The following is an 11,991-nucleotide window of genomic DNA, read 5'->3' as shown; positions in this document are numbered from 1 at the left end:
TTCATGAGCAAGAAAGAGAAATCTGCAGAAAGGCCTCTGTCGGGCGACACTAAACTGGAATCACTGGAGATAGGGAGTGCCGTTTACAGAACCAGGCTCACCAACAAGTTCAAGAACAGGCCGCTTTGGGAAAAGCCCGATGAGAAGAGGGTCGAAGCGGTTATTCCAGGTACGATCCAGAAGATCATGGTGAAGGAGGGAGATACAGTCACAGCTGGTACCCCTCTGTTGATTCTGGAGGCCATGAAAATGAGAAATGAAGTACTGGCACCTTTGTCCGGAACAATCACCAGGGTCCATGTGACTGTCGGGGAGATGGTGCCCAAATCACATCTGCTTGTGGAGATGGATTAGGCTGGCCCTTTCCAGATCATAAAGCGTCTAAGCAGCCCGGGAAAGTCGGGAAGTGTTTCGAAGATCCCGTATAGGGCCGAACCGCTTCCACTCATGGATGCATACCTAGCTCCCGAATTGTAGAGGGAGTGTTTCAGTTTTTCAAGGATGGGGTATTTTCGAAAGGCTTTCTTCTCAAAGTCATTGACTATGGATTCTTTCCATTCATTAATTGGTTTTTCGATCAGTTGCCGGAGGTGCTGTTCCGGAATGGCAGGGGAGACCGTGCTATAGGCTTCAGCACTCGAAATATGTATCTCCGGAAACAGCAAGACCAGGTAGAAATCATCCAGGGAGACTTTCACCTGGCTAAGGATCTCACCCCTGCCTTCCATCATCATGGGCTCGTCCTGGAGAAAGAAAGGACAATCACTTCCAAGCTGGCCTGCCAGTTGCGCCATCTTTTCAGCCGGGAGAGTGGAGCCCGCTATTTGATGCAGCCCTTTCAGGATCGTGGATGCATTGGAAGATCCTCCTCCCAGTCCGGCACCCACCGGTATTTGTTTGTGAAGGTGGATGGAAACCGGAGGAAGTGAACACTCGCTTGCCAGAAGTTTCCAGGCTCTTATACAAAGGTTATCCTCCAGATCGGCATCAAACCGGATTCCGGATTGGGTGAAGCAGACCGGAGGATTGCCTTCCGGTAGCTGATTGATTTCGATGATATCACATAGATCAGTGGGATACATGACCGACCGGAGCGTATGAAAACCATCCTCTCTGCGTTCAAGGATCTGTAATCCCAGGTTGATCTTGGCCGGCGAAAAGAGTATCATGTCACATAAAGATATTGCATTTTTCAACATTTGTTAATTAAAACTTTGGAGTCAGTGTGCAAAAGTAAGCCGGAGGGTCATCATACCACTGGGGGTGCTTTCTTATCTTTACAGCCCAATACGAGAATTCATGGCTAAACAGCAAAGCAACACCCTTAAAAAAAATCCTGCCATTGCCCTTGATTATGGTAAAATTCCTCCTCAGGCAATTGATCTCGAGGAAGCTGTTCTCGGAGCCATTATGCTGGAGAAGGATGCCATACTTTCAGTACTGGATATCCTGGAGCCAGGCAGTTTCTATAAGGAGGCTAACCAACGTATATTTGAAGTGGCGCAATCACTTTCCCAGGCGGAAAAGCCTATTGATTTGCTCACTGTTACTGAGGAGCTGAGAAAGACAGAACAACTGGATGCATTAGGGGGAGCTGTCTATATTTCACAGTTGACCTCCAGGGTAGGATCGGCAGCTCACCTGGAATACCATGCACGAATTGTGGCCCAGAAATATATTCAACGTGAGCTGATCCGTGTCTCCTCTGATATACAGGAACGTGCATTTGATGAGGGCACCGATGTGGATGATCTCCTGGATTTTTCTGAAAGGGAGTTGCTGAATATTGCTGAAGGCCATATCAAGAAGGAGACTGTCAAATTGAATAATCTGATTAAGATTGCTCTTGAACAAATCGATGAGGCCGGGAAAAGAAAGGATAGTCTGAGTGGAGTTCCTTCGGGTTTTACCCGTCTGGACCGGTTAACCTCCGGATGGCAGAAATCAGACCTGGTGATTCTGGCTGCACGTCCTTCCATGGGGAAGACGGCTTTTGTTCTCTCTATGGCCAGGAATATGGCAGTGGATCATAATCGTCCGGTGGCCTTTTTCTCTCTGGAGATGTCTTCCATTCAGCTGGTGAACCGCCTGATCATTGGAGAGACCCAACTGGCCTCGGATAAAATCCGGACCGGGCGCCTCGAGAATTATGAGTGGGAGCAGTTGGAGTATAAGATTAAGGACCTGGAGAAAGCTCCGATCTATGTGGATGATACACCAGCCATTTCCATCTTTGAGTTCCGCGCCAAATGCAGGAGGCTGAAACAGAAGTATGATATTCAGGCAGTGGTGATAGACTACCTTCAGCTGATGACCGGTTCCAAAGATTCGGGCAGCCGGGAGCAGGAGGTAAGTAATATCTCGCGTTCACTGAAGAGTATTGCCAAGGAGCTGGATATCCCCATTATTGCCCTGTCGCAGTTGAACCGAAGTGTGGAGATGCGTTCCGGGAACAAAAGGCCACAACTTTCCGACCTGCGGGAATCAGGGGCTATTGAACAGGACGCTGACCTGGTTCTGTTTATACACCGTCCGGAATACTACGGAATTGATATGGACGACGAAGGCAACTCCCTGAAAGGGGTTGCGGAGATCATTGTTGCCAAGCACAGGAACGGTCCTACGGGAGATATTCATCTGAAATTTGTGCGTGAGTTTGCCAAGTTTGTGGATATGGACGATACGCTGGCCCTGGTAGATGACGACGAGAATGGCTTTACGATCTCCTCGAAGATGAATCAGGAAGAGGGGGGATTGGCCAACAATGACATTGGCATGAACGATGGTTTTGAAGGTTCGGCACCCTTTTAAAGCGGAAGAGGCCGTACCTTTTGATACAGCCTCCCTGACATATACAGATTCCAGGTCTGTATGAATATCCTGAAATGGATTTTTATTTAGCTATTGAATGGAGAAAGCATCCAGGGTTCGATGGTGAGCTCCTCCTCCGTTAACCTGCTTTCGAAGGGCGTGGTCATCCACTCTTCCAGGGTCATCTCATTTTCAGCTACAGCACTTTCGAAGGGAGTTGTCATCCACTCTTCCAGTCCTAAGACCTCTTCGTAAACGATGTCGGCATGATCATAGAAGTAATACTTATATACCGCAGGTTCCATGTTCTCCTTGCTAATGATGTTCTCCGTTCTGCTCAAGAATCCGCTGACCCGGTCTTCAAACCTGTTGTTTTTAACACTGTAATCAGCAGTAATAAAACGTTCCTGGCCTGTCTGTCTGTTTATTGCAGCTCCCAGGGTAAGCAGCAGGAAGACTACGATTAACTTAGTTGTTTTCATGACTCATGCAAATTTATAGATGTAATGCTCCTTTCTATTTTCATAAGTCGTGCCAAAATCCATAAATGCCTAACAGGCAATGATATATGCTCACTTTGTAAAAATGTTAACAGGGATCAATTTCGAACGAAAGTGTAACAGAGGTGTACGATAACGTACAGGAAGTTGACAGCCTCAGGGCTTACTGCTTACCTGCTCCTTCAACCACAATAACGATTTCACCCTTAACGGTTCCGGTACTGAAGTATTGTGTCAGCTCCTTCAGGGTACCCCTTACGGTCTCCTCGTGAACTTTTGTCAGTTCCCTGGAGACCGATCCTTTTCTGTCCGAACCAAAATATTCAGCCATCTGGCTAAGGGTCTTGAGCAACCTGTAAGGCGACTCATAGAGTACCAGGGTACGGCCTTCAAGAGAGAGTTCAACAAGTCGTTTCTGACGGCCTTTTTTTTGTGGAAGAAAGCCTTCGAAAACAAATCTTTCACAGGGAAGTCCTGAATTCACAAGGGCTGGAACAAAGGCGGTTGGACCAGGGAGGGACTCAACCTGAATTTCCTGCTCTATGCATGCCCTTACAAGCAGGAATCCCGGATCCGATATGCCGGGTGTACCGGCATCCGTAATCAGGGCGATGGAAGTGCCACCCAGGATGCGCTGGACCAGGGATTCAATGGTGCGGTGTTCGTTAAACTTATGATGGGAATGAAGCGGCTTACTGATCTGAAAGTGTCTTAATAAAATCCCTGATTTCCTTGTATCCTCGGCCAGTATAAGATCTACCTCCTTCAATACGTCAATGGCCCTGAGGGTAATGTCTCCCAGATTTCCAATGGGCGTGGGAACCAGGTAGAGCTTGGACATATACTAGCGGATATGCCTTCTTTTAACGAGTCCCGACAGTATAATCACTCCCTGGTGATCCATGTTTTCTGAAAACTGTTTCTCCAGTATTCCCAAGGCAGTCTCGCAGTTCTCTGCGCTGTCCAGACGACCAACAAGCTCCATGAATTGCTCAGCATCCCCCTGGAAAAGTTCGCGGATAATAAAAAAACGGTCATTAATCCCGATGTTGCGGCTAATATTGTCGATGGCCTGCCCGGATAATTTTGAATCTATATGATATCCCCGCTTTCCTGCCAGGTTCTCATTGATGCTGGATTCTGCAGAAAATCTTTCGGCCAGAATTGAAGAATCTGCAGGCTCCGCCCTGGTGCTGTCCACAGCTTCAGGTCTGGTTTCAACAGCGTCGGACCTTTCCACAGCTTCAGGTTTTGATTCAACTGCAGGTTGTTTGAGAACTATTCTTTCGTTGATCAGCTCACTGAGACGGTCCGATTTGATCAAGGATAAGATCTCATATATATTCCGGAGTTTGGAGAGTGCAAGGTCAAGATCAATGGTCGAAGGATCCTCAGAATTCCTAAGGTTCCCCACCAGTTTTTCGATATCTTGTATATCTTTAGTCAGGATTTCAATGGTGTATTTCAGCTCCATGGTTTTCTACAGAATTTTATCTGGGGTATTACAAAACTAACGATAATCTTCATATAATCTTGTATCATGTTTCTTGAAAATAAAGCCGGAAGCTCCAGAGGACAGGGATGGATCGAGGTTATCACCGGATCTATGTTTTCCGGAAAAACAGAGGAGCTGATCCGACGACTCCGGAGGGCCAGATTTGCCAGGCAGAAGGTGGAGATATTTAAGCCCCGGATTGAGGTAAGATATTCGCTTGAAGAGGTAGTTTCACATGACGAGAATGCCATTCATAGCACACCGGTGGACTCCTCTGCCAATATTCTTCTTCTGGCAAGTGGGGTAGAGGTAGTTGGTATTGACGAGGCCCAGTTTTTTGACGATGGCTTGATTGGAGTTTGTAATCAAATGGCAGATAGCGGAATACGAGTGATTATTGCTGGATTGGATATGGATTTTAAGGGAGTGCCCTTCGGACCAATGCCCGGCCTGATTGCCGTTGCTGAATATGTGACCAAGGTGCATGCTATTTGTGTCAGATGTGGTAATCTTGCAAATTACACACACAGGCTCTCAGAGGATGATAAGCTGATCGTTCTGGGTGAAACAGATATTTACGAACCTCTTTGCAGGGTTTGCTTTGCAAAGGAGAAAGCTGGAAGATAGCGATTCATGATACCCGACTGGACCCTTGAAAAGTTAGCAACATTCATCCATGGGACAATTTATGGAAGAGGGGATCTTCCTGTTAAGAGACTCTCGATCGACAGCCGGGTGCTTACACGGTCGGGAGAGACGCTCTTTGTTGCAATAAAAGGTGAACAGCACGACGGACATAACTATATCGCTGAATTGTACAGTTTTGGGATACGTTCCTTCCTTGTTTCCATGCTGCCCGATTGTCAAGCCTTTCCGGACGCAGGGTTCTGTTATGTGAAGGATACCCTGCTTGGCTTGCAGGGGATTGCAAATGCCAGTAGGCTGCAGTTTGACGGGGAAGTACTGGCTATCACCGGAAGTAATGGAAAGACCATCGTGAAAGAGTGGCTCCATCAGTGTCTTGGAGAGAGGATCCGGATCCACAGAAGCCCCAAAAGCTATAACAGCCAGGTGGGCGTTCCCCTGTCGGTGTGGGGTGTTGATGCCCGTCATGAGCTGGCCCTGATTGAAGCTGGAATATCGCGGCCCGGCGAGATGGAAAAACTGCAGCAGATCATCCAGCCCGATACCGGGATCTTTACTAATCTGGGCACTGCCCATCAGGAAAATTTCAACAGCCTGGAGGAGAAACTCAAAGAGAAGCTGAAACTGTTCCAGGGATGCAAAAAGGTAATCTGCAGGTCAGATGTCACGATTGCTTCCCGCTCACTTCTCTCCTATATGGAAGAACTTGAAACAGAAATAGTGGATTGGAGCCTCGGGGGGGAGGCCAGATACATCTATACCTTAACCGGCCAGACACCTGCGCAGACCAGGGTTCACCTTAAACATGAGGATGAGGAGACGGATTTCATCCTGCCATTCGCGGATGATGCCTCCGTGGAAAATGCCTTGCACGTGCTCTCCTACTGCCTGGAGCGTGGATTACCCAGGGAGTATATGAGGGCCAGGATGGCTATTCTTGAACCGGTTTCCATGAGATTGGAAATCCTTCAGGGAACCGGGGGGAGCATGCTGATTAATGATACCTATAACTCCGATACGGGTGGCGTTGCTGCGGCTCTTGATCTGATGGGGCAGCAGGATACAAATCAGGGTCGGATTGTAATTCTTTCCGATCTGCTTCAAAGCGGAATGGAGGATAAAGTACTCTACTCCGAAATAGCTTCTCTGCTCAGAAGCAAAGAGCTGGATCAGTTTATCGGAATTGGCCCTGCGCTGACAGGCCAGAGAGCATTGTTCCCTGCAACCTCCCTTTTTTATCCCGATACCGAAGAGTTCCTGGCACAAATGGACCGGGCCCGGTTTAATGGGAGGACTGTACTGATCAAGGGATCCAGGAGCTATGCTTTCGAAAGGATAACCCGGGAACTTCAACTAAAGACACACCAGACAAGGCTTGAAACGGATCTGAATGCCATGGTACACAACCTGAATCACTTCCGCTCACTCTTAAGCCGGGGGGTGCAAACCATGGTCATGGTTAAGGCCCTCACTTATGGCAGCGGGAATATTGAAATTGCCAGGCTATTGCAATATCACCAGGTCGATTATCTGGCAGTTGCATTTATTGATGAAGGAGTTGAGTTGCGAAAGGCCGGAATCCACCTGCCCATCATGGTATTGAATCCGGATCCCTCCGGCTTTGGATACATGCTCGATTATCATCTGGAGCCGGAGATTTATAACCTGAGGGGAGTGCAGGCACTACATAAAATATTGCACAACCGGGGAATCATTGGTTTCCCGGTTCATGTGAAGCTGGATACAGGTATGCACCGTCTGGGTTTTGGTGAGGAGGACCTTGGCCAGCTGCTTCCCTGGCTGCAGGAGCCAGAGATAGAGGTATCCACTGTATTCAGTCACCTGGCAGCATCAGGCGATCCGGACCATGATCGCTTTACGGAGGAGCAGATAAATCGCTTTAACAGGATGAGTTCTCTATTGTTAAAAGAAACAGGAGGGTCTTTCAGGCGGCATATTCTGAATTCTTCCGGGATAGAACGCTTCCCCGATGCTCAGTATGATATGGTGCGACTGGGGATTGGACTGCATGGGATAGGACAAGACTCAGGCCTGAAGGCGGTCAGCTCATTTAAAACTACCATTTCACAGCTCAGATCGGTTCAGGCAGGTGAAACAGTGGGCTATTCCCGTAGCGGACTTTTGAAAATGCCGGGCCTCATTGCGACAATACCCGTTGGATATGCAGATGGATTTCACCGTTCTCTGGGCAATGGAGCCGGAAGTGTATATGTGAATGGTCACCTTGCGCCTACCATCGGAGATATCTGTATGGACATGGCCATGATTGATGTGACCGGATTGGATGTATCTGAGGGGGATACTGTCGAAATGTTTGGGAAACACCAGTCTGTCACTCTGCTGGCCAAACAGGCCGGCACGATACCATACGAAATACTGAGCTCCGTTCCCGAACGGGTAAAGAGGGTCTATTTACAGGAGTAAAAATGAAGGTTAAGATCTCAGCAGTTATAATAACCTACAACGAAGAGGCCAATATCAGGCGTTGCTTGGAGTCTCTGAAGGGGGTGGCCGATGAAATCGTGGTTGTGGACAGTTATTCAAGCGACCGCACCGAAGAAATATGCCGTTCCTATGATACGGTATTCATCCCGCATCGCTTTATTGGACATATCGAGCAAAAGAACTGGGCCATTCTCCAGGCTAGCTATCCATATATCCTCTCTCTGGATGCTGATGAAGCTCTGTCCAGGGAGTTGATGGATTCCATCCTCAGGATCAAGGAGAACTGGATGCACGACGGCTACTATTTTAAGAGGCTAACCTCTTACTGCGGCAAATGGATCCGTCACACCAGCTGGTATCCTTCCAGGAAACTGAGGCTTTGGGATTCCAGAAAAGGTAGCTGGGGTGGTTTTAATCCTCATGACAGGTTTATTTTGAATAAGGGAGCTAGCCGCTCCTATTTGAAAGGAGATCTTTTGCACTACTCCTATTATTCAGTGAGTGAGCACATGCAGCAGATAGATTCGTTTTCTTCAATTATGGCACGTACCTATTATGAACAGGGCATAAAAGTCGATTTTTTTAAGCTTGTTTTTCGACCGTTCTGGCGTTTCTTCAAGGACTTTATCATTTTAAGAGGTTTTATGGATGGGTTTTACGGATTTGTGGTAAGTGTCAACTCAGCCCAGGCTGTGTTTCTGCGATTTGTTAAACTAAGGGCTATTTATAAACAGGAAAAGTAATTACTCCCCGTGTTCCTGCCTGTATTTTTCGTATGAGTGTTTCCAGCGCCGGTGCGACCATAGCCAGTGGGCGGGCTCCTCCCTAATCAGATCCTCAAGAATACGCACATGGCGGTCTGTGATTTCAAAAGTCTTCAGATCTCCGGGCTCTTCACAAATCAGTTCCGCTTCCATTTCGTAGCGGCCTCTTTCCAGCTTTCTGATCTTAAGGAATACAACAGCAGCATCTAATTTCCGGGCCAGTTTTTCCGTTCCCAGGAACATGGGGGTATCGCGGCCCATAAATTTGGTCCAGTAGTGAATCTGATGATACTGGGGTCTCTGATCGCCGAGGAAAAGGGTGAGAACAGCTTTCTTATTCTTGTTAAATTCGATCAGTCTACGTGCAATCTGGTTCATGGGGACGGGAATCACCCCATATGTTTTCCGGTTTTTCTGAACCATTCTGTCGAAATAGCTGTTTCGAAGCGGTTTATAGATGGCCACAACCGGGTAATCGACAGACAGTCCAAGTGAGGAGAGGTATTCCCAGTTTCCATAATGCCCCAGTACGGCCATCACCATTTTTCCTTTCCCGTGGAGTTCATTGAGCAGTCCGGGATTTTTAACCCGAAATCTTTGCCTGGCCTTTGATTCAGAATAAAAGGGGAATACAGCTGATTCCAGGATCAAGTCACTGAGGTGGTGATAGAATTTCTTAGCGATTCGCTTTCTTCCGGGTTTGTCAAATTCAGGGAAAGCCTTTTCGAGGTTTTCATAAACTACTTTTTTCCTGTAGCCCACCACCTGGTACATGAGCAGGTAGAGGAGATCTGATATCAGATAAAGGAAGCGCTCAGGCAATAGATGGAGCAGCCATACAAAACTGTTGGTGAAGATATAGGCCAGGAACTTCATGTTCTATCCCAGCTCACTGATGCGTTCCAGCTTGGGCAAGTCCAGGATCCTGATTTTCCGTCCATCGATGGAGATCACCCCTTCCTGTGCAAAGGTGGACAGGGTGCGGATGGCATTGGAGGTGGTCATGTTGGAGAGATTGGCTACATCTTCCCGGGAGAGGTATATTTTGATGGTCTTGCTGTCATCCTCATAGCCATAGGTATCCTTCAGAAAGATCAGAGACTCCGCCAGTCTGCCCCTGATATGTTTTTGAGTCAAAGTGACCGTACGATCATGTGAGAATCCAAGTTCTGAAGCAAAAGACTGAATAACACTCATACTTAAATCTGCGTTGCTTCGCATGACCCTGAATACACTCTCTTTATCGACGACGCACGATACACAATCTTCAATGGCCACGGCAGTGGCCGTATGATTTTCCTCTGCGAAAAGCGCCCGGTAGCCAATGAAACCAACCGGTTTTGCCATCCGGACAATCTGCTCTCTACCGCCCACACCCTCCTTGAATATCTTCACTTTCCCCTCAGCCAGGATCATCAGCCCCATGGGTTTATCCCCTTCCTTGAAAATAATTTCACCCTTTTTGTAAAAAGCGCAGGTGTAGTTCTGCTTCAGGAATTCTTTTTCTTTGGGAGTAAGTACCGTAAATACAGATTTTGGATTGTCTATGCAATCATCTGCATTATAGTTCCTTTCCTGCATTGTAATCTTCCGGTTAGATCGTAATTATGTTGAATAACAGACAAAATTAGAAAAAATTATCGATTTCACGTTAATATCTGGCTACCAGCGGGAGTCGTCTCCCAATACCGAAGGCTTTTGAGGATATACGCAGAATCGGAGGTGTCTGGTAGCGTTTGTATTCGTTCTGATTCACCATCCTGATAATCCGGTCGATCAGTGCCGGATCATATCCCATCTCAGCGACTTTCTCCGGCGGCAGCTGCTTCTCAATGTAAGCCTCCAGGATCCGGTCCAGCTCTTCGTATGGGGGAAGTGAATCGCTATCTTTCTGGCCGGGTCTCAGCTCAGCCGATGGGGGTTTGGCAATGATATTTGACGGGATCATCACCCTGTCCCGGTTCAGGTATTCAGCCAGTAAATAGACATCGGTTTTGTATACATCTCCCAGCACGGAGAGTCCGCCGCTCATATCTCCATAAAGGGTGCCGTATCCCACAGCGGTTTCACTTTTATTACTGGTATTCAAGAGGATGTTCCCAAATTTATTGGAAAGGGCCATCAGCAAAGCGCCCCGGATACGGGCCTGGATATTTTCCTCCGTAATATCTTCAGGCAGGCCGGTAAAAAGAGGGTCCAGGGTCGCCCGGAACTGATTAAACAGAGATTCAATGGGCAGGATATTGTATTTGATTCCCAGGTTCCGGGCCATTTCTACCGAGTCGTTCACGCTATGATCAGAAGAGTACTGGGAGGGCAGCAACAGGACGTGCAAATTGCCGGTACCCAGAGCCTCAGCTGCCAGGGCCAGCGTTACCGCCGAGTCGATGCCCCCCGATAGTCCAAGTGTGGCCGTGGGGAATCCCAGTTTACCAAAATAATCCCTGATCCCGCAAATAAGCGCATCGGCCATGGCTTCGATACGACCGGGCAATCTGGCAAGAGAGAGCTGTGGCCTGGATGCGGCCAGTTCATCCAGATCGGTGATCAGAATATCCTCCCTGAAGTAAGGGAGCCTGCTGGCTACCTGTCCGTCCGGGTTAATGGCCATGGATCCCCCTTCAAATATAAGTTCTGTCTGTGCACCCACCTGGTTGCAATAGAGTAAAGGGAGTTTGTATCGCGCTGCTTTTCCGGTGAAGATGGATTGTTTGACATCCATTTTCCGGTGGGAGAAGGGCGATGCAGCTATGTTAATAATTGCATCGGGTGCAAATCCGGCCAATTCTTCAAGGGGATTGGTGGTATAGAGCCTGCTGCGCGAAAACTCATTCTCGAAAGGTTGCTCATCCCAGAGGTCTTCACAAATGGTCACGGCCAGCTTTTTGTTTTTGAACTTCAGAATCCTGAACTCCCTGTTGGGTTCAAAATAACGGTACTCATCAAAAATATCGTAGGTGGGAAGCAAGGCTTTCCGGAAGACCTGCTGAATCTTTCCTTCATAGAGAAAAAATGCTGAATTGAACAGCAGTTTTCCATCGCTGCAGGAATTAAACTCAGGGCCCCCGACCAGAACCCCTGTGCCCGGGTCCACCGTGGCTGCCAGTTTCCCCACGTAGTCCAGGCACTGAGAGATGAACTCTTTTCTTTCCAGGAGGTCCAGGGGAGGATAGCCGCATATGGAGAGTTCCGAAAAAACTACCAGTTCGGCACCAGATGCAGCAGCCTCAGAAACAGCTGCCGTGATTTTTGCCAGGTTTCCTTCAAAATCACCGATGAAATAGTTTAGCTGAGCAAGGGCAATCTTCAT

12 protein-coding genes are annotated in these 11,991 nt (G+C 47.9%); 5 read left to right on the top strand and 7 right to left on the bottom strand.

Annotated features, from left to right (window positions below):
• The first annotated feature begins 3 nt into the window (after positions 1–3).
• Positions 4–354, top strand: a complete 351-nt coding sequence (locus P1P86_08970; GenBank protein MDF1575306.1) for an acetyl-CoA carboxylase biotin carboxyl carrier protein subunit — start codon at positions 4–6, stop codon at positions 352–354.
• Here P1P86_08970 and ispE read toward each other — a convergent pair.
• On the bottom strand, positions 351–1,169 hold the full coding sequence (gene ispE / locus P1P86_08965; protein MDF1575305.1) for a 4-(cytidine 5'-diphospho)-2-C-methyl-D-erythritol kinase: 819 nt from the start codon (positions 1,167–1,169) through the stop codon (positions 351–353). The two genes, P1P86_08970 and ispE, sit on opposite strands and share 4 nt — an antisense overlap.
• Before the next feature lie 130 nt (positions 1,170–1,299).
• Between ispE and dnaB the strand changes: the two genes are divergently transcribed.
• Positions 1,300–2,811: a replicative DNA helicase gene (gene dnaB, locus P1P86_08960; GenBank protein ID MDF1575304.1), complete on the top strand. Its 1,512-nt coding sequence runs from the start codon at positions 1,300–1,302 to the stop codon at positions 2,809–2,811.
• Between the two features lie 86 nt (positions 2,812–2,897).
• Here the strand turns inward: dnaB and P1P86_08955 are convergent, their stop codons facing one another.
• The 3 genes from P1P86_08955 to P1P86_08945 form a co-directional block, all read right to left on the bottom strand.
• Positions 2,898–3,293, bottom strand: a complete 396-nt coding sequence (locus P1P86_08955) for a hypothetical protein (GenBank protein MDF1575303.1) — start codon at positions 3,291–3,293, stop codon at positions 2,898–2,900.
• 181 nt (positions 3,294–3,474) lie between these two features.
• A complete protein-coding gene (gene rsmI, locus P1P86_08950) occupies positions 3,475–4,152 on the bottom strand; it encodes a 16S rRNA (cytidine(1402)-2'-O)-methyltransferase (GenBank protein MDF1575302.1) in 678 nt (225 codons plus the stop codon).
• Positions 4,153–4,155: 3 nt separating this feature from the next.
• Entirely contained in the window at positions 4,156–4,785 is a 630-nt protein-coding gene (locus P1P86_08945; protein ID MDF1575301.1) for a hypothetical protein, read from the bottom strand.
• A 66-nt stretch (positions 4,786–4,851) separates the two neighbouring features.
• Between P1P86_08945 and P1P86_08940 the strand changes: the two genes are divergently transcribed.
• The 3 genes from P1P86_08940 to P1P86_08930 are packed head-to-tail and all read left to right on the top strand — an operon-like array spanning position 4,852 to position 8,660.
• Positions 4,852–5,433 (top strand): thymidine kinase, encoded by a 582-nt coding sequence (locus tag P1P86_08940; GenBank protein ID MDF1575300.1) that lies wholly within the window; start codon positions 4,852–4,854, stop codon positions 5,431–5,433.
• Positions 5,434–5,439: 6 nt separating this feature from the next.
• Positions 5,440–7,896 (top strand): bifunctional UDP-N-acetylmuramoyl-tripeptide:D-alanyl-D-alanine ligase/alanine racemase, encoded by a 2,457-nt coding sequence (locus P1P86_08935; GenBank protein ID MDF1575299.1) that lies wholly within the window; start codon positions 5,440–5,442, stop codon positions 7,894–7,896.
• Positions 7,897–7,898: 2 nt separating this feature from the next.
• Positions 7,899–8,660 (top strand): glycosyltransferase family 2 protein, encoded by a 762-nt coding sequence (locus P1P86_08930; GenBank protein ID MDF1575298.1) that lies wholly within the window; start codon positions 7,899–7,901, stop codon positions 8,658–8,660.
• Here the strand turns inward: P1P86_08930 and P1P86_08925 are convergent, their stop codons facing one another.
• The 3 genes from P1P86_08925 to P1P86_08915 all read right to left on the bottom strand — a co-directional run bounded on the left by P1P86_08925 (position 8,661) and on the right by P1P86_08915 (position 11,991).
• Positions 8,661–9,557: a lysophospholipid acyltransferase family protein gene (locus tag P1P86_08925; protein ID MDF1575297.1), complete on the bottom strand. Its 897-nt coding sequence runs from the start codon at positions 9,555–9,557 to the stop codon at positions 8,661–8,663.
• A gap of 3 nt (positions 9,558–9,560) precedes the next feature.
• Entirely contained in the window at positions 9,561–10,262 is a 702-nt protein-coding gene (locus P1P86_08920; GenBank protein MDF1575296.1) for a Crp/Fnr family transcriptional regulator, read from the bottom strand.
• A 70-nt stretch (positions 10,263–10,332) separates the two neighbouring features.
• Positions 10,333–11,991, bottom strand: a complete 1,659-nt coding sequence (locus P1P86_08915) for an NAD+ synthase (GenBank protein MDF1575295.1) — start codon at positions 11,989–11,991, stop codon at positions 10,333–10,335.

It is taken from the genome of Bacteroidales bacterium, assembly GCA_029210725.1.
Lineage (GTDB): Bacteria > Bacteroidota > Bacteroidia > Bacteroidales.
This window is presented reverse-complemented; position numbering and strand designations above follow the sequence as displayed.

Bases quoted from the DNA above. Each gene is read 5' to 3' on its own strand.
- dnaB (MDF1575304.1), top strand. From the start codon at position 1,300: ATGGCTAAACAGCAAAGCAACACCCTTAAAAAAAATCCTGCCATTGCC.
- P1P86_08920 (MDF1575296.1), bottom strand. From the start codon at position 10,262: ATGCAGGAAAGGAACTATAATGCAGATGATTGCATAGACAATCCAAAA.
- P1P86_08915 (MDF1575295.1), bottom strand. From the start codon at position 11,991: ATGAAGATTGCCCTTGCTCAGCTAAACTATTTCATCGGTGATTTTGAA.
- P1P86_08930 (MDF1575298.1), top strand. From the start codon at position 7,899: ATGAAGGTTAAGATCTCAGCAGTTATAATAACCTACAACGAAGAGGCC.
- rsmI (MDF1575302.1), bottom strand. From the start codon at position 4,152: ATGTCCAAGCTCTACCTGGTTCCCACGCCCATTGGAAATCTGGGAGAC.
- P1P86_08925 (MDF1575297.1), bottom strand. From the start codon at position 9,557: ATGAAGTTCCTGGCCTATATCTTCACCAACAGTTTTGTATGGCTGCTC.
- P1P86_08970 (MDF1575306.1), top strand. From the start codon at position 4: ATGAGCAAGAAAGAGAAATCTGCAGAAAGGCCTCTGTCGGGCGACACT.
- P1P86_08955 (MDF1575303.1), bottom strand. From the start codon at position 3,293: ATGAAAACAACTAAGTTAATCGTAGTCTTCCTGCTGCTTACCCTGGGA.
- ispE (MDF1575305.1), bottom strand. From the start codon at position 1,169: ATGATACTCTTTTCGCCGGCCAAGATCAACCTGGGATTACAGATCCTT.
- P1P86_08935 (MDF1575299.1), top strand. From the start codon at position 5,440: ATGATACCCGACTGGACCCTTGAAAAGTTAGCAACATTCATCCATGGG.
- P1P86_08945 (MDF1575301.1), bottom strand. From the start codon at position 4,785: ATGGAGCTGAAATACACCATTGAAATCCTGACTAAAGATATACAAGAT.
- P1P86_08940 (MDF1575300.1), top strand. From the start codon at position 4,852: ATGTTTCTTGAAAATAAAGCCGGAAGCTCCAGAGGACAGGGATGGATC.